This is a genomic window from Dysgonomonas sp. 521 (assembly GCF_010501055.1).
Lineage (GTDB): Bacteria > Bacteroidota > Bacteroidia > Bacteroidales > Dysgonomonadaceae > Dysgonomonas.
On the sequence record NZ_QVMO01000002.1, the window covers coordinates 57,124 to 76,861 of the forward strand.

General features: G+C 39.6%; 25 protein-coding genes. 8 read left to right on the forward strand and 17 right to left on the reverse strand.

Translation table 11 applies throughout. The features are described from left to right. Positions 1 to 3 precede the first annotated feature (3 nt). The 17 genes from D0T84_RS01175 to D0T84_RS01255 all read right to left on the reverse strand — a co-directional run bounded on the left by D0T84_RS01175 (position 4) and on the right by D0T84_RS01255 (position 11,208). Positions 4 to 846, reverse strand: a complete 843-nt coding sequence (locus tag D0T84_RS01175) for a tail fiber protein (protein WP_163305072.1) — start codon at positions 844 to 846, stop codon at positions 4 to 6. After that, on the reverse strand, positions 839 to 1,336 hold the full coding sequence (locus D0T84_RS01180; protein ID WP_163305074.1) for a hypothetical protein: 498 nt from the start codon (positions 1,334 to 1,336) through the stop codon (positions 839 to 841). The genes D0T84_RS01175 and D0T84_RS01180 overlap by 8 nt, the downstream gene beginning before the upstream one ends. After that, the gene (locus tag D0T84_RS01185) at positions 1,329 to 2,189 is read right to left on the reverse strand and encodes a hypothetical protein (protein WP_163305076.1); all 861 of its coding nucleotides are present in this window, start codon (positions 2,187 to 2,189) and stop codon (positions 1,329 to 1,331) included. Before D0T84_RS01185 ends, D0T84_RS01180 begins: the two co-directional genes overlap by 8 nt. Then, positions 2,176 to 2,472 (reverse strand): hypothetical protein, encoded by a 297-nt coding sequence (locus D0T84_RS01190; RefSeq protein ID WP_163305078.1) that lies wholly within the window; start codon positions 2,470 to 2,472, stop codon positions 2,176 to 2,178. Before D0T84_RS01190 ends, D0T84_RS01185 begins: the two co-directional genes overlap by 14 nt. Next, the gene (locus tag D0T84_RS01195; RefSeq protein ID WP_163305080.1) at positions 2,454 to 2,942 is read right to left on the reverse strand and encodes a hypothetical protein; all 489 of its coding nucleotides are present in this window, start codon (positions 2,940 to 2,942) and stop codon (positions 2,454 to 2,456) included. The genes D0T84_RS01190 and D0T84_RS01195 overlap by 19 nt, the downstream gene beginning before the upstream one ends. After that, positions 2,929 to 3,342 (reverse strand): N-acetylmuramoyl-L-alanine amidase, encoded by a 414-nt coding sequence (locus tag D0T84_RS01200; protein WP_163305082.1) that lies wholly within the window; start codon positions 3,340 to 3,342, stop codon positions 2,929 to 2,931. The genes D0T84_RS01195 and D0T84_RS01200 overlap by 14 nt, the downstream gene beginning before the upstream one ends. Next, positions 3,326 to 3,775 carry a phage holin family protein gene (locus D0T84_RS01205; protein WP_163305084.1) on the reverse strand — a complete coding sequence of 150 codons (450 nt, stop codon included), beginning with the start codon at positions 3,773 to 3,775 and terminating at the stop codon, positions 3,326 to 3,328. Before D0T84_RS01205 ends, D0T84_RS01200 begins: the two co-directional genes overlap by 17 nt. 3 nt (positions 3,776 to 3,778) lie before the next feature. After that, on the reverse strand, positions 3,779 to 4,099 hold the full coding sequence (locus tag D0T84_RS01210) for a hypothetical protein (protein WP_163305086.1): 321 nt from the start codon (positions 4,097 to 4,099) through the stop codon (positions 3,779 to 3,781). Beyond that, on the reverse strand, positions 4,096 to 4,641 hold the full coding sequence (locus tag D0T84_RS01215) for a hypothetical protein (RefSeq protein ID WP_163305088.1): 546 nt from the start codon (positions 4,639 to 4,641) through the stop codon (positions 4,096 to 4,098). The genes D0T84_RS01210 and D0T84_RS01215 overlap by 4 nt, the downstream gene beginning before the upstream one ends. A 167-nt stretch (positions 4,642 to 4,808) precedes the next feature. Further along, positions 4,809 to 5,825, reverse strand: coding sequence for a hypothetical protein (locus D0T84_RS01220; RefSeq protein WP_163305090.1), 1,017 nt, complete (start codon positions 5,823 to 5,825; stop codon positions 4,809 to 4,811). A gap of 88 nt (positions 5,826 to 5,913) precedes the next feature. Beyond that, a complete protein-coding gene (locus D0T84_RS01225) occupies positions 5,914 to 6,522 on the reverse strand; it encodes a DUF6046 domain-containing protein (RefSeq protein ID WP_163305092.1) in 609 nt (202 codons plus the stop codon). Between the two features lie 205 nt (positions 6,523 to 6,727). Further along, entirely contained in the window at positions 6,728 to 7,078 is a 351-nt protein-coding gene (locus D0T84_RS01230) for a hypothetical protein (RefSeq protein ID WP_163305094.1), read from the reverse strand. A 19-nt stretch (positions 7,079 to 7,097) separates the two neighbouring features. Further along, the gene (locus D0T84_RS01235; protein ID WP_163305096.1) at positions 7,098 to 7,511 is read right to left on the reverse strand and encodes a hypothetical protein; all 414 of its coding nucleotides are present in this window, start codon (positions 7,509 to 7,511) and stop codon (positions 7,098 to 7,100) included. Next, complete coding sequence (locus D0T84_RS01240) at positions 7,511 to 8,752, reverse strand: DUF2586 family protein (RefSeq protein WP_163305098.1); 1,242 nt, start codon at positions 8,750 to 8,752, stop codon at positions 7,511 to 7,513. Before D0T84_RS01240 ends, D0T84_RS01235 begins: the two co-directional genes overlap by 1 nt. 6 nt (positions 8,753 to 8,758) lie before the next feature. Continuing rightward, positions 8,759 to 9,088, reverse strand: coding sequence for a hypothetical protein (locus D0T84_RS01245; protein ID WP_163305100.1), 330 nt, complete (start codon positions 9,086 to 9,088; stop codon positions 8,759 to 8,761). Positions 9,089 to 9,107: 19 nt separating this feature from the next. Next, positions 9,108 to 10,013, reverse strand: a complete 906-nt coding sequence (locus D0T84_RS01250; RefSeq protein WP_163305102.1) for a hypothetical protein — start codon at positions 10,011 to 10,013, stop codon at positions 9,108 to 9,110. Between the two features lie 73 nt (positions 10,014 to 10,086). Next, the gene (locus D0T84_RS01255; RefSeq protein WP_163305104.1) at positions 10,087 to 11,208 is read right to left on the reverse strand and encodes an ATP-dependent Clp protease proteolytic subunit; all 1,122 of its coding nucleotides are present in this window, start codon (positions 11,206 to 11,208) and stop codon (positions 10,087 to 10,089) included. Positions 11,209 to 11,411: 203 nt separating this feature from the next. On the opposite strand from D0T84_RS01255, the gene D0T84_RS01260 reads away from it, so the two are divergent. The 8 genes from D0T84_RS01260 (at position 11,412) to D0T84_RS01295 (ending at position 19,550) form a co-directional block, all read left to right on the forward strand. After that, positions 11,412 to 11,903, forward strand: coding sequence for a hypothetical protein (locus tag D0T84_RS01260; protein WP_163305106.1), 492 nt, complete (start codon positions 11,412 to 11,414; stop codon positions 11,901 to 11,903). After that, positions 11,890 to 13,443 carry a hypothetical protein gene (locus D0T84_RS01265; RefSeq protein WP_163305108.1) on the forward strand — a complete coding sequence of 518 codons (1,554 nt, stop codon included), beginning with the start codon at positions 11,890 to 11,892 and terminating at the stop codon, positions 13,441 to 13,443. The genes D0T84_RS01260 and D0T84_RS01265 overlap by 14 nt, the downstream gene beginning before the upstream one ends. A gap of 2 nt (positions 13,444 to 13,445) precedes the next feature. Further along, complete coding sequence (locus tag D0T84_RS01270; RefSeq protein ID WP_163305110.1) at positions 13,446 to 13,889, forward strand: phage protein Gp36 family protein; 444 nt, start codon at positions 13,446 to 13,448, stop codon at positions 13,887 to 13,889. A 90-nt stretch (positions 13,890 to 13,979) separates the two neighbouring features. Then, the gene (locus tag D0T84_RS01275; protein ID WP_163305112.1) at positions 13,980 to 15,185 is read left to right on the forward strand and encodes a DUF935 family protein; all 1,206 of its coding nucleotides are present in this window, start codon (positions 13,980 to 13,982) and stop codon (positions 15,183 to 15,185) included. Positions 15,186 to 15,334: 149 nt separating this feature from the next. Next, positions 15,335 to 16,492, forward strand: coding sequence for a phage minor head protein (locus D0T84_RS01280; protein ID WP_163305114.1), 1,158 nt, complete (start codon positions 15,335 to 15,337; stop codon positions 16,490 to 16,492). A gap of 90 nt (positions 16,493 to 16,582) precedes the next feature. Then, positions 16,583 to 18,454 carry a phage tail tape measure protein gene (locus D0T84_RS01285; RefSeq protein WP_163305116.1) on the forward strand — a complete coding sequence of 624 codons (1,872 nt, stop codon included), beginning with the start codon at positions 16,583 to 16,585 and terminating at the stop codon, positions 18,452 to 18,454. A 7-nt stretch (positions 18,455 to 18,461) separates the two neighbouring features. After that, positions 18,462 to 19,025: a phage virion morphogenesis protein gene (locus D0T84_RS01290; protein ID WP_163305118.1), complete on the forward strand. Its 564-nt coding sequence runs from the start codon at positions 18,462 to 18,464 to the stop codon at positions 19,023 to 19,025. A 6-nt stretch (positions 19,026 to 19,031) separates the two neighbouring features. Then, a complete protein-coding gene (locus tag D0T84_RS01295) occupies positions 19,032 to 19,550 on the forward strand; it encodes a hypothetical protein (protein WP_163305121.1) in 519 nt (172 codons plus the stop codon). Positions 19,551 to 19,738 lie beyond the last annotated feature (188 nt).

Genomic DNA, 19,738 nt, shown 5'->3' on the forward strand with positions numbered 1-19,738 from the left:
TATTCAATATTTAACTTTAATAATATAGGCCAATACATAATATTCGGGCCGAATGTCTATTTCTTCACCGCCTCCTACAGCTTCAGTTTGCGCTGTATATCCCGCTGAACCTGTTGCGTCCGGGAAAGGACGACTGTTTGCATTGTCACCCCACTTGTTTTCGGTAAATTTGATGCCGTGTGCGTGGTTTGGCATTTGTTCTATGCTTAGTGTAATCTTTGAATTTCCTCCACTTTTGCCAATAGAATCATAATCCGTTTTAGTAGAATCATAGCCTGTAATAAACATGTGACGTAAATCGGGCAACGTAAAGCTTTCTTCATTCTCCTTGCCATAAAACCAGGCTAAATCGGGATATTCAGAAGTTTTCATTATACGACCATCAGCCAGCATGTAATTATCAGGGATGCGATCCAGCCTGCCAGTCCAGTCAATTTTCATGCCTGGCGGTTCACCTCTTACCTGTGATATCTTTGTTTCCAGTTCCTGATTGGTTAATACCTGTTTAAAGTCAGCCCAATTGTACTGGCCTTCATTAGCAAATACGGCAACCCGATCAATATATGCTTCCGGATATGTTTCATCAAAGGCCTCAAGTGTTGTTTTGGTTTCCTGGATAGTGATCTTGCTTTTCTTCGCACCTCCCTGAAACGGTAAGATCTCACCATTGATTACGATCATACCCGGCGCAACATTTGAACCATCATCCGCACACCCTGATAATATATAGTTTGCACCACCTAACAATGCCAAAGCTGCAACCATATATGTTGCATTCTGTAGCCTGTCAAGATCATCAGAGGCTGCAGGAAAATCATCTTTTGCTAAAAAATTAGTCTTATCCATTTGTTATAATATATGTTTTAGAAGCCAGTTTATTCTGATTTATCAATGCGCGCATATAGGTTTCTTCATTTTCAGAAAGCGTAAAACCAACAGGCAATACAATTTCAAAATCTGGGTTCTCAGTGCCTATAAACCCTTTCCTACTCATTAGCCTGGGTACAAATCCGGGTGAAGACCTTTTATACAATCGTACAGGTTTATTGGTGTTTCTTTTCCAAAACAAAAAGGCATCTTCATCCAGTGCTGCCTGCCTGATCCTGATTCGTCTTTCCAGTGGATCGAAATTGTCATTAATAAGGCCCTGCAGGTAACATACCTGGGAATAAGTCCCAATATCAAGTGATTCCCTGTATTCATTAAACTCATCATTCATATTATCCAAAGGTTGCATTATAGCCCTTATAAAAGCTGAAGCAATTGGCTGCCTTAAAAATGTAGGAAGCAGCAACACACCTATACGTGAATAATTGATGTTGTAATAGTTACTCATAAGGAATATACTTTAGGATCAGGTTTGCATCCGAAATAGTATAATAGCCTGCATGTGCTATTTCAATAGCGTCTATTTCTTTAAAATCGGTATAAACACCATACCTGGATGATGCTTTTTTCAGTTCTGGCAGTTCCACACCATCAACAGCCTGTACAGCATCTACCAGCTTCACATTGGCATACCTGCTGTTAAAAATCAGGTTGTGCACATAGTTGCGGATAGCATCAGGCACAGGTGTATCATTCGTGCCGTCCAGGCGTTTACCATTCTTATCCAGTACCAACGGATTGTAATACACATCCATTTCAACACGCATTTCATCTGCAGGATCATTAATGAACTTAATCTTAACACCTGCATCCTGGATTTTAAGAATATAAGCTTTGAAAGCAGCAAACACTTCATCGGGCAACGGTTGCTTCACGCCATTTACCTCAGTTGCGGTCTTTATGTATAAGATACTTTTATTCATTGGGCTTACTGCAGCAGCGAACTTAACCACCCGTGAAGCTTCAATTTGTTCTTCAGTAAGCCCTGAATTATCATAAGCATCTGTGTCGCCTGCCAGCTCGTAACCATACTGGAACAATAAAGCCATCATAGTGTACCATCCAGTACTGTGTACCTTTTCGTCTTTCAGCTTCCTGTCAATATCCGTTGTATGCTGGGTGTATGTCTGGTAATTTACATACATGGCAACAGCAGCATTAAAAAACATAATCCTCTCGATAGAAGCTGCAGAAAATTGCTCATCAAAGGTTTTGCCTTCTGTCAGTCCATATCTGGCAATCACTTCAGGATCGCTTATATAGGCATCAGTCATTATTTTATATATGTCATTTACTGTCATCAGATACTATAAAGTCTTTTTCAATTGCCATATTCCCGATACCTCTCAATCTTATTTCACCGGGGTTTGATGAATAAGTTGTGGGTTTCAGATTCTTTAATTTGTAATATTCTGTAAATCGCCTGTTTAAGATGGAAGTATTTTCAAGTGAAGTATTAGCCGATACTTCACCCGAAATACTTATATCATTTGCTACAGATAAAGCAAAGGCAGCTTCAGCAGAACCTGATTGCTGAATTGCAATATCAAACAAACTTTGTCCATCTAAAACAATCGTTTCCATTTCAAAACCAATACTATTAAACCAATACCTATAACAGCCATAAATATTTTACCGAACCACCCGCAAACGATCTGCCAATCGGTTTGCTTATATACAATCACTTCTTTCACCACTTCCACCGGAACATCCTGATATATGTACCTGTCTTTGCCCGGTATATAAATTGTATCGGGCGGCTGGTACATTTTATATTGCAGGAAACCATTGTTGAAAAAGAAGCTGCTTTGCCAGCCTTTTGCTTTCAGTTCTTTCAGTTCCTTCAGTTGCACCTGGTTCAGGCTGTCACATTCAAACAGGGCTTCGATTGCGGCACTATCAGGCGGTAAAGCGTATGGCACAAGTTTCTCGACTTCTTTTTCAATGGTTTTTATCTCTACCTGTGTTTGTGGCTGTTGTGTTTTGCAGCTAACAGCCAAAGCCAGTACTGAACCTATGAAGGCTATTTTTAAAGTTGTTTTAAAGTTTTTCATCGTTGTATTCTTTTTGTACGTCAAAACATGGGCAGGCCTTATTTGCAAATTCATAATGTCCGTGAATCGTAGCATCCGGCAAAAAAGCTTTCAAGCCGGATATAAGCGCAGCCATTGCTGCTATTTGTTCCGGTGTGCGTGTATCTTTCGGGTTGCCGTTAGCATCTAAGCCCCCGATGTAGCAGATGCCGATGCTGCCAGCGTTATGCCCTGCAACGTGTGCGCCTATTTCGGATATATCGCGGCCTTTGTGTACAGTGCCATCCAGATAGATGACAAAGTGATAACCGATTGTCCTGAAACCTCGCGCCTTGTGCCACCGGGTGATATCTTCTACGGTGAAGCTTTGCCCTTCTTGTGTCGCCGAACAATGCAGGATTATGTTATTTATCTTTCTCATTGTTATCTGCCTTTTTCAAATATTCATCAATGGCTTTGATAAAATCTTCCCTGCTGGATAATATTGCAGTTACATCTTTTGCCCCGCCGGCAATCCGTTTCCGTTCCTTTTCATCAGCACGTTCAAAAACCGACTTGCCTTCAATCACCAAGACAAACAGGCAAAACAGAATAGAAAATATTGGTATCGATACCATTTCCGAACCATAAATTGTGATATCTATCATACCTCCGAAAGCCATCAGGGCAAGATATAGCAGCAATTTTGGCACACTGCGTTTCAATCCGTCTGAAGTGATCAGGTAACGCAGGCTTTTGGCCTTATACAGCCCTGCCATCAGGTCAATGAAAACTGCGATGATTACAAATAGCCAAAGAAGCATTACAAGCTTCGATTTTGGCAGATACTGATCTATGTGTATTAAAAAGTCCATATATTAAATGTCGATTGTGAATTTTGAAATATCATTGCCTGTGATCCTGATTTGAGCTTTGATGCCATCGGATGACAATTCAGATTTCAATTCTGTTATAAATTTTTGCTTTTCGTGTGCTGATATGGTTTTCTTCAGGTAGTTATCAATACCTAAACCAAGCGTTGGCACTTGTTTAAATTCACCTTTTTGCGCAATGATGATAAACTTGCAACGCTGGTAATCGATATTACCAAGCACAAGGCCTTGTGTGATCAGCCCGTTGCTGTCTCTTTTCACAGCTACCTGCAGATCGTAATTTTCGTCAACTAATATGCCTGTCATTGTTTTATCTTTTCGTTTTCAAACATCTTTACTGAAGGTGAAGGTGTTATTGGATTAAAGATTAAACCAAGCGGTGAACCGTTACCCGCTACCAGGTGTGTAGATAAGAGGTCCTTCAATGTTTGTAAGTCAGTGTATAGCTTTACCATCCAATCAACCATATTAACAATCTTCACTAAACCTTGATTCTTACCATCATTGAAAACAAAACCTTCTTTATCCATTATAAGAGTTTGTTCACCGATCTTGATTTTAACCTTTTCAACCTCTGAACATTTGACAATCACTGCTTCAGTTTTCAGATTCTCTACAATAGCTACCAGCACGTTGCTACCCACTTCCGGATATACTGTTACATAGCTTTGCAGATCATCATCAATAGCATTCAGCAATACATCATACAGGGTGGGCGCTTCATCACGTTCTACCGTGCATGTTGTTTCGGTCACCTCTGTAACCACACCCCAACACACTGTTTTTATCTGCATCTTACCAGCCTGTGATTTTATTGCCTGCTCGATTGTTTGTTCCAGTTGTCCCATTTATATACTTTAATACCGCTTTAAAATCGTTTAATTTCAATTTTACACCTGTAAGCCGTATGTTTTATCAATCACACAGTTTTAAGCCTTAAATCAATTTGAAAATGTGCCAATATGAGAATGTGCCAATTGACGCAAAGCGACAATATTGTTAGCTAATTAGCACATTAGATTTTATAGCTTAATGTATTCTTCCTGGAAAAGCCGGATGAATCGCTATAATTAATATTTACTTTTTCTATCAGGTATTTGCCGGCGCGATCAGGTTCCAGGCTATCGCGTATTTCAAGTGCATCACCAGCGTGTGTGCGTGGCAAACCAAAGCCTGTAATATCCCCGGTATAGCCATCATAGACCGTTTTTGCCATCACTGCGTTGGCACGTTCACGAAGTTCTGCTTCAGTCATTGGCCCGGCAAAGTTCAGCGTGCGTTCTGATGCATCTTTTTCCTTATTACCCACTATAACGGTTGTTTTTTTACCATTCGGATTGTTGGATATCGCTTTATACCTTACTTTAAAATCTTCTTTTCGCTTGAATTTCAGATCGTTCTTTTTTACATTAGCCAGGTACATATTATCAGCTGGAGCATTGATGGTGTAAATATGCGTGTCTGTTTTTTCACCAAACTCATAAGCCAGGCCAACCTTCAAGATACCTTCCTGCAGCCTGCTGTATAATCCGTAATGCTTCATCAAGTCCTGAAGCACGGCAAAGGCACTGGCATTATCTATCTGGTATTTGCCGATCCTTACATCAGGACAATCAAATTTTATTGATGATGGTATAATATCAGTCAGTACCTGTTTTAGTGTTGCATCCTTATAGCTTTTCACATAATTGGTTTGTCGCAAAGGATAGGTTTCATCATCACAGTGAATAATCAGCGGTATATCGCTTTCTATCTCGCGGATGTAGCCGGTAAATTCACGCGCAAGCACACCATCATAACCGGCATCAATTGTGACTTTATCACCAGCCTTGATTTGTTCCAGGATTGATTTGCCTTCCAGTTTTACATAGTTGCGTGGTATGGTGATTTGAGCCGTATTACTCATTTCAAGTATGTTCTCGTCAATGTCAAAAGCATTGACGTTTTTTAGAGAAACATTACCAAGCTGTACTTGTGCTGTCATATTCATAAATAGTAACATAGCACTGATTATTAAAATTAAATTCTTCATTTTTTAATTTGTAAATTAGCTAATTAGCATATTCGTAAATAACTTGTTGTTTTGCGCCAATTGGCACATTGGCATATTTTCAAATTGACTAATTCTCATTGATTAATTGATATTCTATTGATTTGGTTGCCCTTGCTGTAATATTGTATGCAATGGTATCTTCGTATCCTTCTACAAATTCGATATCCAAATCCTGAATCACGATGGAATCGACACGCACAGCCGATAGTATTTCACTATCTACCTTCCAGATGCTGTTTACTTCGAATATGTCATTAAGCGTTTCCAGCTTATCAAGTGGAAAGCAGTGTTCTTCCATATCTATCAGCAATCCTCGCATCGTTATCTGGTAAGGCTCTGTACTGAACCGCTCGATAACCTCAATATCGCTGTTGTCAACAGGCGTAATGATTAGTCTTTTACTCCTTTTCAGGCTGATAACCGGAGGCGTGGCAAATACTTCACTGTATTCTTCAGCCAGTTCGCGGTAAGCAAACAGATATTCTTTGGAATTGTTTCTTAACGTCACGGCATCAAAGTGGGTGTTATTGTCAAACGCATACACCGATGCCTGAAAATTAGTATCATGCCTTTGCTTGATTGCCCTGTCGAAACCAGCTTCGATAAGTGCATTGCTGATGTGTCCTGGTGTGAAACCAAACGCAGCCTGATACCTGCCTGAAAAATCGAAATTCATAACCTTATACCTCTTAAAAAGCCTTCGTTACCTAACCATTGTAATTCTTTCCACCGTTTTACATATTCAAAATCATCCAGCATATCGGGATTCTCTTTGAAATAAAAGCGTATCATTGCATCCAACATAGCAAAGAACTGATCGTCTTTACCTTCCTGTAAGCAACTTTCTAAATCCTCAATTTTGGGAATGTCAGAAAGTTGCGTTAGCAGTTTTTTACTACTGCACGTCTTACAGGGATGAGTTCGGCGATACCAGATAAAGCACCGTTAAATAAACCGTCATCAGCAACGACAATATCTTTATGCGAAAGCAGGCACGCCTTTACCAGAAGCTCATCAGCCCTTTTAGGGTCAACCCGGTCCATCTTTGTATATTGGCCCAAAACGGTTCTGGTGGGTACGATGGCAAGAACGGTCATAAATTCAGTACCTTCTTCATTTTTAGCGATGTCGATCATCTTTACTTTGTCCGCGCCATGTTTTTCTTTAGCTGCGGCAATCATTTCAGCGGTAATGCCAGCAGGCAGTTCTTGATTTTTTGTTTCTTCTTTCATTGTTTATTTTGAATTAATTTTAATCTATATTTAGAGTCATATCCAGGACGAACATTTCGTATTCGTTCTGTAGCTCGCCATCGCCTGTCACTTCACGCTTGTTGCCTGTGAATTTCATCCAGACGATGTCATGTATCATTTCATTTTCGAAGTTGGCAAAGGTTACGTTCACTGGGAACGGCCTGATTAATGCCAAATCGCCAAACTTCTTTTCAAGATCGGCAGCAACATCCAGCGCCAGTGTCATGCTTGCTTCGTATTCTATCGGTCCCATCCGCCAACCTCGCGGCTTCCGTCTTAGGCCTCTCTGATACTCATGCGCATAAGTATAGCCATAGGTTATTGCAAGCGGATCGAAATCGTATATGCCGGCAACGGTAACTGTTACATCACCTGCAGAATATACTTCACCCATTCTTTTTACTCGTGCCATTACGCTTGATTTTTAAGATTGATAGTTCCCAGTATCTCATTGATACAGCCTGTTGGCACAACACCGAAATCAATATTCAGAACTTTGGCAATCAACAGATCGCTGTTGGCATCCGTATATGTTTTGCCTTCTGATATCAGTTCATTACCTGCCAGGCGTTCAAATTCCCGATCTCCTATTGCATTATAATAGCCAACCATGCCTGTTGGTAGTTTACCAGATTCAAGTTGTACTGGTTTCTTTACTTCAGGCAGGTACACACGGCGCAAATTGCGCTTCGCTTCATCCATCGTGTGGCTGTAGTAAATCATGTGCTGGTTCATATTGCCTTGTGCATCTATTATTATAGGCGCGCATACATGGCCATCGTTCCACCAGTAGCCTGTAAGGCCCTGATATTTGATAGGGAATACATATCCTTTGTCATTCAATGATTCCAGGCTTTCAAATACCTCACTGTATTTTTTGTGGTTACTCAAGCCTCCGATAGTCCAAACACCAAGTGTTGCATCAGTCAGGTTTTGCGTTTCCACTTCACCGGGATTACGGTTCCAGGCTTGCGATGCTATCACACCCAGAAAAGTACCTACATCTGCATACTTTTTACCCAGATCATCAAGTGTATCTGCATACACCCAGTCCTGGCCAAATACAATCGTTACTTTGGCTGCCTCAAGGGTTGCATCTCCAACTTTCAGCGCACGCAGGTCTATTGCACCTGAAGCATCATCGGCAAGCGCACGGCCTTCCAGAATAGTGTGCAAAGGCATATCGTTTTCATCAGTCCACACCGCAAATTGTTGAAGCGGCCCAATCGCAGCCCGCACATCGGAATTGAAGCCATCAGCCATTGTTTCCAGGTAACCGGCAGGCGGGTTATAACCAAAAGCTAAATCTGATATCATGCCGTCGGCTTCTACTACCAGTATTTTGGCAGATTCAACCATATCAGCAGGCTTGAACGATTGTGCAATCAATCGCAGATGCAATGCACGGCCTTCACCGGCACGGCGGTAAAATTCGGATATGTGCCTGTACACCCTTACCTTATTTGTTGTGTCGTATTCTTCTGTTATGCCTATTGCTTCAGCATCAGAAGGCCTTAACAACTTGTAAGTGGTGTTCAATTGGGCTTTGTCCTGAACTGCTATACCGCTACAGATGATGCCAAATTCACGGCTGTCACCTGCAACGTTTGCACCAATCCTGCCTTCTTGTAATGTTACACCTCTTAAACTCATATAAGCTTAGTTTTTAAGTTCAGCAATGCGATCTTCACACGCTTTGATAATTGTTTCACGGCCTGCACCTTCAAGTTCCAGGTCAAGGATTGCCTGAACTTCATCGACTGATTGCAGTGCCTTTATTTCAGCCAGTTCTTCAGCTTCATCATTTTCATTAGAAAAAGATGTTGAGTAATCCAGTTTCTGGTACTTCTTTTTGTCACCGTTTACCGACAATTGCGCCCGGTTCTCACTGGTGAAGTATTCACCCTTGTCATTGATGAAAAGGGTATCCGTTTTCAGTTGTTTGGCAATGCTTTTGCCTTTTTCAATTTGTTTTTGATTTGCTTTCATTTGTCTCACTGAATTATAGTTATACAATGTCAGATACTATTGCAGCAAAGCCTGTTTCAATCAAAGGCATTGCAATAAAATAGTTACGGAAGTTCACCAGATTACGCTGGTTTTGCGGATCGTTCTTTGCGTCAGACCAGTACATTTTGGTTGCACCGGTTGCTTTACCTACTTTTTTAAGTGGAAATACAACAGATGCCTGCATATCAGTACTATCATCCACTACTGCACCGAATGACAATTTTGTTTTCGCAGCGACATTGTAGAATGGATTGTTGGCAAACTCCCTGAACTCAAGACCCAGTTGATTCGTGATAACACCGCCTGTAAAGTTTGCATACGATTTTGCAAGCATAGAAGTTTCTTCTACAAGCAAGTCATTGACATGATCAGGACAAAGGACAAAACGCAAAAATTCGATAGGAACACCCATCTTGGCATAAGCCGAACGGATATTGATTACATCTGTCCAACGTAAACGCCTGCGATTGCCAACCACTTCTCCGGTTGTAACCAAGACAGGATGATTAACAGCATTTGATGCAGGGCCAAAAGCATGAATAGCTTTCTTTAGTCTGTTTTCAACCAAAGCTTCAGAATGTGCTTCTTTTACGTTCTTTATTTTGTCATAAGCCAAAGCATACAACTCATCATCCGTAATCGGTGTTGCTGTTGTTTGGTACTTATCCAGGGCAATGGGTATATCGCTACCATCCAGTGCCTGAATTGCGATAGGGTAAGTTGTGTTATTAATCAACACATCAGGATGAACACCAAAGTAAGTGGAATGGATAACTTGCGCTTCATCATCGCCTGTTACATACTGGCTGTAATCTTTTATTCCATCCAGAAATGTATCTTTCAGGCCTGCATTGAACCCCTTTATCACTTCTCTGGTCCACACCTCTCTATAAACTTGTGCCATAAAATATAATTTAAATATTAGTTAATTAGTTTCCTGAATTTCTACTGCTAACTGTTGACTGTTAACTGATTCATCACGCAGGTTCAACACCATATTCAGCTTTGTATAAAGCTTTGAATTGATCAGGATTTTCAAGCTGCATTTTTTCCAAAGCTTTAGGATCGTTTGTCTGATACCAGTTCCAGTCTTTCGAAGTATTTGCACCAGGCGTTTCCTTGCCTTCATGTTTGATCAGGCTGGTGATGTCAGTTGTTACAACTGCACCTGGTGTTTGTGGTTTCAGGATTGCAGCCAGTGTATCGACACCGCTGGTTTCACCAATCTTTTCATAAGTAGTACGCAGATCACCTGCAGGAACTTTTGCATTATCAAGCATGGCTTTGATTGTGGCTGCTGCTTTAGCTTTAGCTTCACCTTCCAGTGTTGTAATGCGAGTGTTCAGACCTTCAAATTTCTTTGTCACTGCAGCAACTACATCAGCTTCTGAACTTTCTGCTGTAATTCCTTCCAATTGGAGTGCTGCAACCAATAATGTTACTAATGGATTCATTTGTACATTGTTTTTATTGTTTTTGTTATCTAAAAAGGCAGCAAAGCGGTTGTACATCGCTTCTGCTGTCAAACCTTGTGAAATTTCGTCATCCAGGATTTTAATGTTTTTGGCTGTTGCCGGCAGTTTCTTTTTCGCAAAGCCATACTGTACCATTTCATCTGCATTCAGCCAGTGATCCTTTCCATCAAACCATTTGGCTTTTATTTCTTCAGCTGTCATGTTGGTACGTTCCGAAACTCGTTTAATAAAGCTACCTTCCATATCACGCAGTAGTTTGGCAGTAGCAAGGTGTGCATCTGCATCCCCATCATCATAGCCTGATGGGCGGTGTACCATACCGAAACCATTTTCTGCAATAAATACATTTTCTATTGCAGGAAGCATGAAGAAACCCATTGATGCAGCCACACCATCTATGATGATATTTACTTTCAGGTTGGTACGCTGCAAGGCATTGTACATAACATTGCCTTCAAATACTGAACCACCATAACAGTGCATCCTGATGGTTACCTCTGTATAGCCTTTTGTTTCAAAACCGTCCAGCAATGAACTGAAACTGTTACCATCAGCAAAAAAGCTACCTATATTGCCGTATAGTTTAGCTTCTACATGCTTCTTATTAATTTCTTTAATCTGCATAATATTTTACATAAACCTGTTTTAATGGGTTTTTAAACCATTTGAGAAGGCTAAATTAGATTGCTTTCGATAATAAACCGCTATGCGTAGTAAAGCCATTTTACTAAATAGTAAAGTGGCTTTACTGTTTAGTAAAATGGCTTTACTACTTATTTGCAAAATGATCGATTATCCGGGTAATTTGTATGAAAAAAATTGTACTGATGGCTAAGAAAATAGCAGAAAAGACAAAAAAGAAAGAGGCAAGCCCAAGTGAAAAGAAGCATGCTGAGTGGCTTTATGTAGAAAAAGGTTTATCACCGCAAGCAATTGCTGATGAACTGGAACGCAATATTAAAACCATTTATGATTGGCGGGATAAGTATGGCTGGGATGAAACCAAACTATTGTTTGACACAGGACCGACACAGTTGAAAAAAGAACTGTTGCAAGCTGCTATGCGCATCATGAAAGGTGAAGTAAGAAAGGACGCTGCAGGTAACGAAATAAAGGAAATTGATGCTGATTCATTAAGCAAAATAATGAAAGGCTATGATTACATAAGTAAGAAAGCCAGCCCTGCAGTTTGCCGTGATATCCTGGTTGAATTGGACAACTTTGTCAGTGAACGTGAACCAAGGCTTGCTGCTGAAATGACACAGTATCACAGAATGTTTTTAGTGTACAAAATAGGGCAGGAAAATGGCAGCAACTAATTTCGATAAGATATTAAGATCGTATGATGAAAGCTGTAAGAGGATTCAGAAAGCAGCTTACTTTGATATACACGAAACGCTTGAACAAAAATATAAGCGTATCAAGCATCTTGAAGCTGATTTTGACCGATGGTGGAAACATCATTTCAAACACTATGCAACTTGTGAAAGCGCACCTTTTCATCTGAAAATAGATGATATAGTAATCAAGAATAAGATTCTGAAGCTACTGAATGATGCTTTTCGTGGATCAGCTAAATCTGTCAGAACTGTTGTAGGATTGTCCTTATACCTGGCATTGGTTAAAAAAGAAATGTGGTTCATGCTTCTTATCGGTCAAACAGAAGATAAAGCCATAGAATTATTAGCCGATATCCAGGCTGAACTGAAGCATAACCAACGGCTTATTAATGATTACGGTGAACAATTTCAACATGGTGATTGGGCTGAAGGTAATTTTACAACAAAAGATGGTGTAAAATTCATGGCTTTGGGTTTCGGACAGGATCCGCGTGGTTTGCGAAATGGTGAACACAGGCCTGACTTAATTGTAGTGGATGATATTGATACACTGAAAAGGTGTAACAATGATCGCCTGATACGTGAAGCTGTAGACTACATTACTGGCACGCTTTGGGGTTGTTTCGACAAAGGCAATGAAAGGTTTATTTTTAACAATAACCTGATACACAAAAATTCAATCATGGCAAAGCTGGTTGAATTATCCGTTATTGCCAACAAACAGGCCAAAGAACAAAACCTGCCTAAAACATTCTTTCATGTCAAAACAAAGGCTATCCTGGATGAAGATTTCACACCGTCCTGGCCTGGCAAATATACGGCTCAATACTGGAAGGAAAAGAGAGCATCAACACCTTTCAGGTCGTGGATGCGTGAATATATGTGTACACCGTTGGTTGATGGTACTATATTCAATCCTGAATGGATACAATATAAAAGAATACTGCCATTACACAGGTATGACAGCCTGGTATTGTATGGTGACTTATCCTATAAAGACAAAGGAGACTACAAAGCACTTGTGTTGGTTGGAAAGATCGGGCGTGAATTTCACATCATAGATGCTTTTGTAAGGCAAACTTCACGTGCTGCATGTGCTGTGTGGTTGTATGATTTGTATGAAAGGCTGAAACTGAACAAATACAATATCTCATACCTGATTGAAGGCCTTTTTGCTCAGGATGAATTTATAAATGATTTCGACCAGGAAGGTGATCAGCGTGGTTACTATGTGCCAGTAGTTGCAGACAAACAAAGCAAAGGCAATAAATATGATCGTATTGAAAGCATGGCAGGTTTCTTTGAACGCCTGAATGTATTCTTTAATGAAGCTTTGAAAAACAGTACCGATATCATCAACCTGATTGATCAGTTACTGGCATTTGAAAAAGGGAGTGGTGCAAACGATGACGGGCCTGATGCTTTACAATCTGCCATTGCTGAACTGAACAAAGCGACTTTTATAGAAAAATTTGAAATAATAACAACACCCAGAACACAGGGTAAAAACCGCTTTTAATTATGCCAAGATTTATACTTGAATCCGATTACGATATGCAGATTAAGCAGGAAATAATACGCCTACTTACTGCACAAGAATTTTATCAAAGTGCTAAACTGGTTAGAGCCGAAAATACAGCCATCAGGCAGATACGCAACCGGATTGCCAAAAGATATGACTGTGACAAAATATTCACAGCAGTAATACCGGGTGACCCCGATACGCGTGATCAATGGATTGTAACCATAACCATTGATATAGCACTGTATCACCTGTACAGCCAGACAGGCATGAAAGATATTCCACAACACAGGCAGGATCGTTACCAGGATGCACTTGACTGGCTTAAAGATGTCGGTAATGGTGACACCATCCCGGAACTGCCGGCTTTGGTCGATGAAGATGGCAATGAATACAGCGAGGTAATAATTAACAGCAGGCCTCAAGAAAACCAACGATGGTGAGTGTAGTGGATTCAATCTATAATTAAAAACACTTTAAAACAGCTTTACTGCTTTGCAAAATTTTTAATTTTTAATTCTTAATTTTTTCAAATGGGTTTATTTAACTTTTTAAGAAAATCACCAGTTGCTGCTACTGCAGATAAACAAAAACTGGTTAATGATATAGTTTTACAGATCGCACAGGAATTTCAGGATCGAAGCAGAAAGAATATTACCAAATGGCGTGATTCAAACACAGCTGCTGAAAGCCCTGATGATCCACGCTGGTACTTGCTTCAGGACTTGATTGATGATCTGATACTGGATGCACACCTTGCATCTGTTATTGATGTGCGTAAATCTGCAACGCTCAATCATAGATTTTATGTCCGGGATAAGAAAACACAAGAAACGCTGGATGAACAAACCGACTTTCTGAACAAGCAATGGTTTTATGAGTTTCTTGATAGCGCGCTTGATTCTGTATTTCGGAAATATACCATTGCACAATTTTTCAGGGTAAACGACAAACCGATATTTAAGCTTATTCCACGCAGAAATATTTGTCCTCAATTGGGGCGTATGTACATTGAAGTATCTGGAAGTGCTTTTGTCAATTACAATGAAGTACCCAATATAATCGAAATCATGCACACCAGTAAGTTTGGTTTGGTCAATGATGTTATTCCCAATGTTATCTGGAAACGTGATGCGCTGCAGGCCTATGCTGAATTTTCTGAACGGTTTGGCAAACCGTTGATTACAGCCACAACCAATAATAAAGCTGAAGCTCCACGCATATCCAAATCACTGGTAGAACTGGGTGATTCTGGTACTGGTGTACTTCCAACAGGCACTACAATCACAGTGCATGATCTGGCAAACGCTGGTAATCCTGAAAAAACCTACATTGAGAATGCAAAGCTTCAGGATAACCAGGTAAGCAAACGCTTCGTTGGTTCAACTACAATTTTAGATGAAGGTGCAAACCGTTCACAAACACAGGTACATATTGAAACGCTTGATGATAAGATTGCACAATCAGACAGGCGTAATATGATTTTCTGTGTCAATGATCAGCTTTTTCCGATTCTCAACAGTTTAGGCTTTCCGTTTAATCCGGATACGATGGAATTTGTATTTGACGAAACAGAAGATTTGACACTCAACCAGCAATGGGAAATAACCAAAGGTGCAATTGAAGCAGGTTATGAATTGGATATTGACGAACTGGTTAAAACATTCAATTTACCTATCACTGGCAAAAAACAGGTACAAAACCCATTAAATACAGGCTTTTCTGCAAATTTTCAGTAAGGGAACAAGTAAGGGCTGGCTATGTTCCCAGATTATACGTTGATGATTGCCCTCACTGCAAAGGAACGCACCCAACAGCAGAAGCAGATTTACCATCAGGTTACATCGATGAACTGGACAAACTAAGATCATCCATCATTGAAAGGGCTATGAAGGGTGAAGATCTGGACAGCTTGCTTGACCTTACTGTAAAAACGCTGTCAGATCGTGTGATTGATTCCTACCAGGTTGCTGCAGATTATACGACGCCTGATGCTGAAATGTTGACGCGCCTGGTGCGTGATGTATGGCATTTCAGTGGTGCGAAAAGCTATCAGGAAATGCGGGATTTAACGCTGTTACTGAAAGACGACAACGGCAAGTTGCGTGAGTTTGAAGATTTCAAACAAGCGGCTGAAGGTATCATTGACAAATACAATGAAACCTGGTTAAGAACCGAGTACAATTTTGCGGTTTCTTCATCGCAAAATGCTGCACGATGGGTTGAATTTGAAAAAGAAGCTGGCATTATACCAAACCTGAAATATCAGACTGTTGGTGACGATCATGTACGTGCATCACACCAGGTACTGGATGGTATTATACGGCCTGTTAATGATAGCTTCTGGATTACCCATTACCCGCCAAACGGTTGGGGCTGCAGATGCGAAGTAGTGCAATCACTCGAAGGTTACGGAAAAGTAACACCTGATAAAGATATTCCTGTTGTGGATATACCCAAAATGTTTAAAACAAACCTGGCTAAAACAGGCCTGATTTATCCTAAAAACCATCCCTATTACAATGGTGTACCAAAAGCCGAAATAAGCAAAGCACTGGCATATCTACCACCGGAAAATACATTTATTGATATAAAGGTAAATGGATGCCATTTCGAAATACACCCGTTGCATGGAGAAAAAGAGTTAGGCAAAAACATTAATGCAGTTACAACATTACTGAAAAAAGAACCGGATGCAAAAGTAAAACTGATGCCTATTATTTCTGAAAATAATATGGATGCAAGAAAGAAATATTACCCAAAAGAGTATTTGGATAAGTTTCCAACAAAAAATGCTGATATTCTTTACAACAAGAAAGTTGCAGAAATAGAAATCCCGTCTGGCAGTAAACGTTCAATTCAGCATGCTGTCGAACATGGTATAGCCCAGGCAGACACAGTATTTATTTGCATACCAGATAGTATGGATATAAATGATGCCTATCGCATTGTAAATGGACATCTAAAGCACTACCCTAACAACAATAGTGATATATGGTTGATAAATAATAACGAAAAAGTACAGTATAAAAGGCAAAAGCGATGATGTACATAAATACACCATCGCTTTTGGGAGCCCTGGGACGTATCCCTGAACACCACAAATATACAAACATTATTTAAATAAACAAAGATTATGGCTGGATTAGCTAAATTACAATTACTTATAGAAATTAAAGATAAACTGAATGTCGGTTTAAATAAGGCTAAAAAAAAGATTGAACGTGCAACTGGAAATATGCAGAATAAATTAAAAGCATTCAGCATAGAAAACACCAAATTATTTGGAGCAATTAAAGACGAAGTTCCTGGTGTTGCCAGAGCTGTTACACTTTTATCCAATCCCTATGTTTTGGCTACTGCTGCAGTTGTAGCATTAGCTGGAGCTGTCACCATGTGTACATTAAAGGCCAATGAGTGGCATGAAAAGATGGCTGAAATAAACGTCACAGCCGAACTTTCAAAAGACAAGCTTGGTAAATTGTCTGATAAGCTACTTGATATAGGAGGCCGCAATGTTGCACCACTGGAAGAAGTACCCAAAGCTTTTAACCGTATCATATCTGCAGGTCTAAGTGTAAATGATTCATTGGCCACACTTGAACCGACTTTACGTGCTGCAAAAGCGGGTTTTACTGACATTGAAATAGCCGCTAGTGCAGCAACTTCTGTAATGATGGCTACTGGTTACGACGCAAAACGCGTATATGATATCTTGTTTGAAACTGTAAAAGAAGGGAATGCTGAATTTAAGGACATTGCACAATATCTGCCAAAAGTCATACCGCTAGCAAAAAATGTCGGTTACGAACTCGAACAAGTTGCTGGCGCTTATGCAATGCTTACAGGCCGTTTAAGTACAGAACAATCCACAACAGCATTGCAGGGTATTATGAGAGCCTTATCATCACAGCGTGTTGCCATAGGTCAAATTGATAAAGCTACTGGTAAATATGTATCCGGGTTTAAATCAATCGGTATTGATGTTTTCGATCCAACAACAAAGAAAATAAAACCTATCCTTCAGATTGTTACAGAACTAAATCAGAAAATGGCAGGCCTGTCTGATAAACAACGTATGATTCAGTTTGATAAGTTAGGCCTTGATCAGATGGGTTCATTAGGTTTTTCTTCTTTAATGCAGGATATACCAGCTTTACAGAAAGCTATTGATGCAACAACAAATTCTGCTGGTTCACTTGAAAAAGCCTATGCTGATTCATTAACACCAATGGAAAGCTGGAAGATCATACAAAACCAGATTAAAGTTGAAATGATTAAGATAGGCGAATTGTTCTTACCTATTGTTTCAGCCATTGGTAATAAAATTCTGGGAATCATACAATATTGGAAAGACTTATATAATAATTCTCAAATGTTCAGGGATTTATTGAGCGGCATAGGCGCTGTGTTTGAATGGTTGTGGAATGTTTCAACAATAGGTTTCAACCTTGTTATTAATTTAGTCAAAAACACAATATCAAATGTGTCTATACTTCTATCCAAGTTTGAGAACTGGATAACAAAAGTAACTGGTGTTCAGTTCAGCTTTAAGAAATTGTATAATACAATACGCCCTTATCTTGTCTGGTTAAAAGAATTTCTTACTGAAATAGGTTCATTGATGTATGATGTATTTACATTTAATGTAAATGGAGTTAAAGACAAAATCAGCAACTTTAAGTTGCCTGATATTGGCGAAATCAAACAAAGGGTTGTGGTTGAATCAGCTGACGACGATGGTGACTTTTCCGGTGTGCCTACTGGTTCAGGGCCAACCAGTCCAGATGCAATAATGCCTGATAATACGAATTCATCCATTGCCGATGGAGCAAGAGGTATTAAAGGCAACAGCCAGACAAAGAATATAACTATCAATATAGATAGTTTTATCAAAAGTTTTTCACCAACACACCAATCTTTCAATAATATGAGTACAGACGAATTTGAACGCAAAATGACCGAAGTATTTATGCGTGTGGTAAGAAGTGCTGAAACCTCAATGTAAATTGCTTATGAGTAACAAGGTAGATATATCGGATTTTACACGCAGGATTGATTCTATTTTGGAAACTTACAGAAGGTTACCGCCCGAAATAGCAACTATTGCCGAGAACTTCAGTAAAGAGCGCTTCAGGGATCAGGCTTGGCTGGATGAAACCAAACATAAATGGAAACCACGAAAAAATAAGCGTCCCGGAAGAAGAAGCCAGACATTACTGGTTGATACCGGCAGATTGAAAAAGAGTATCAGGAAGATAAAGGCTACAACAGAACAAGTGATTATTGGCACTGATGTACCATATGCTGAAATACACAACGAAGGCGGTGAAATCAATAAAACGGTGAATGTGAAATCTCATACGATAAAGTCGCATAGGAGAAAAGCATACACCAGGAATCGGAACGGACGTGCAGAACGTATAAAGGCTCAAACAATCAAAGATTATACGGTCAAGGCTCATACCCGAAAAATGAATTTAAAGATACCTTCCAGGCGTTTCATAGGTAACAGCTATACGCTTGCACGAAGAATAGAATTACACGTAACAGCACGCTTTGTCCGTGCTTTAAAATAAAACATTATGATACTTACACTACTGAATTTATATAAACGATTCGAAGAAAGCAAAGCATTGTTTGATAAATATGAATTAAGTTCAGACTGGTTCATCGATATATACCGTTCACAACCGTTAGATCCAGGATTATACGAATACTTTTCTTTACCGGCTATGTTTGTTGACTACCAGCTGACAGGTCAAGGTGCAAAAAATCCACGCCTGGTAACATTGACATTACACACTATTACTGATGAAATGCCTGATGCTTCGAATATATCGATGCAACGTGATTCAGGTTTAAAACGGTTTCTTTATCATTTTGTAATTCAAAAGATGCTTGAAAGAAAACCGTTAGGTCGTACCACTCCTTTAAAGTTTGTGTCAGAAGGCATTATTGATGCCCCGGTTATCAATTACCACACACAGGTATATGAGTTCGAAGCCTATCCCGAAGATTTAGCCGGCACACCTGAAGAAATAGAATATGGTATGATCGAACTGATAAAACTACAGGGCAATCTGTATAATAAGCTTATTTAGATAATACAGGTGTTGTATCTCTTATTAGATTGATTCAAGGTAAAAACAGAAACGGTAACATTATAGAAATGAAATCACTTCATCAACTTCAAAACTTATATTTTTCTCTAACAGGTAAGGAACTAGAATTAATAATTTAAACTCAAAAAGCAGCAATTCAATACATACATTTTTGTTACCATTGCATT

Bases quoted from the DNA above. Each gene is read 5' to 3' on its own strand.
- D0T84_RS01175 (WP_163305072.1), bottom strand. From the start codon at position 846: ATGGATAAGACTAATTTTTTAGCAAAAGATGATTTTCCTGCAGCCTCT.
- D0T84_RS01180 (WP_163305074.1), bottom strand. From the start codon at position 1,336: ATGAGTAACTATTACAACATCAATTATTCACGTATAGGTGTGTTGCTG.
- D0T84_RS01185 (WP_163305076.1), bottom strand. From the start codon at position 2,189: ATGACAGTAAATGACATATATAAAATAATGACTGATGCCTATATAAGC.
- D0T84_RS01190 (WP_163305078.1), bottom strand. From the start codon at position 2,472: ATGGAAACGATTGTTTTAGATGGACAAAGTTTGTTTGATATTGCAATT.
- D0T84_RS01195 (WP_163305080.1), bottom strand. From the start codon at position 2,942: ATGAAAAACTTTAAAACAACTTTAAAAATAGCCTTCATAGGTTCAGTA.
- D0T84_RS01200 (WP_163305082.1), bottom strand. From the start codon at position 3,342: ATGAGAAAGATAAATAACATAATCCTGCATTGTTCGGCGACACAAGAA.
- D0T84_RS01205 (WP_163305084.1), bottom strand. From the start codon at position 3,775: ATGGACTTTTTAATACACATAGATCAGTATCTGCCAAAATCGAAGCTT.
- D0T84_RS01210 (WP_163305086.1), bottom strand. From the start codon at position 4,099: ATGACAGGCATATTAGTTGACGAAAATTACGATCTGCAGGTAGCTGTG.
- D0T84_RS01215 (WP_163305088.1), bottom strand. From the start codon at position 4,641: ATGGGACAACTGGAACAAACAATCGAGCAGGCAATAAAATCACAGGCT.
- D0T84_RS01220 (WP_163305090.1), bottom strand. From the start codon at position 5,825: ATGAAGAATTTAATTTTAATAATCAGTGCTATGTTACTATTTATGAAT.
- D0T84_RS01225 (WP_163305092.1), bottom strand. From the start codon at position 6,522: ATGAATTTCGATTTTTCAGGCAGGTATCAGGCTGCGTTTGGTTTCACA.
- D0T84_RS01230 (WP_163305094.1), bottom strand. From the start codon at position 7,078: ATGAAAGAAGAAACAAAAAATCAAGAACTGCCTGCTGGCATTACCGCT.
- D0T84_RS01235 (WP_163305096.1), bottom strand. From the start codon at position 7,511: ATGGCACGAGTAAAAAGAATGGGTGAAGTATATTCTGCAGGTGATGTA.
- D0T84_RS01240 (WP_163305098.1), bottom strand. From the start codon at position 8,752: ATGAGTTTAAGAGGTGTAACATTACAAGAAGGCAGGATTGGTGCAAAC.
- D0T84_RS01245 (WP_163305100.1), bottom strand. From the start codon at position 9,088: ATGAAAGCAAATCAAAAACAAATTGAAAAAGGCAAAAGCATTGCCAAA.
- D0T84_RS01250 (WP_163305102.1), bottom strand. From the start codon at position 10,013: ATGGCACAAGTTTATAGAGAGGTGTGGACCAGAGAAGTGATAAAGGGG.
- D0T84_RS01255 (WP_163305104.1), bottom strand. From the start codon at position 11,208: ATGCAGATTAAAGAAATTAATAAGAAGCATGTAGAAGCTAAACTATAC.
- D0T84_RS01260 (WP_163305106.1), top strand. From the start codon at position 11,412: ATGGCTAAGAAAATAGCAGAAAAGACAAAAAAGAAAGAGGCAAGCCCA.
- D0T84_RS01265 (WP_163305108.1), top strand. From the start codon at position 11,890: ATGGCAGCAACTAATTTCGATAAGATATTAAGATCGTATGATGAAAGC.
- D0T84_RS01270 (WP_163305110.1), top strand. From the start codon at position 13,446: ATGCCAAGATTTATACTTGAATCCGATTACGATATGCAGATTAAGCAG.
- D0T84_RS01275 (WP_163305112.1), top strand. From the start codon at position 13,980: ATGGGTTTATTTAACTTTTTAAGAAAATCACCAGTTGCTGCTACTGCA.
- D0T84_RS01280 (WP_163305114.1), top strand. From the start codon at position 15,335: ATGAAGGGTGAAGATCTGGACAGCTTGCTTGACCTTACTGTAAAAACG.
- D0T84_RS01285 (WP_163305116.1), top strand. From the start codon at position 16,583: ATGGCTGGATTAGCTAAATTACAATTACTTATAGAAATTAAAGATAAA.
- D0T84_RS01290 (WP_163305118.1), top strand. From the start codon at position 18,462: ATGAGTAACAAGGTAGATATATCGGATTTTACACGCAGGATTGATTCT.
- D0T84_RS01295 (WP_163305121.1), top strand. From the start codon at position 19,032: ATGATACTTACACTACTGAATTTATATAAACGATTCGAAGAAAGCAAA.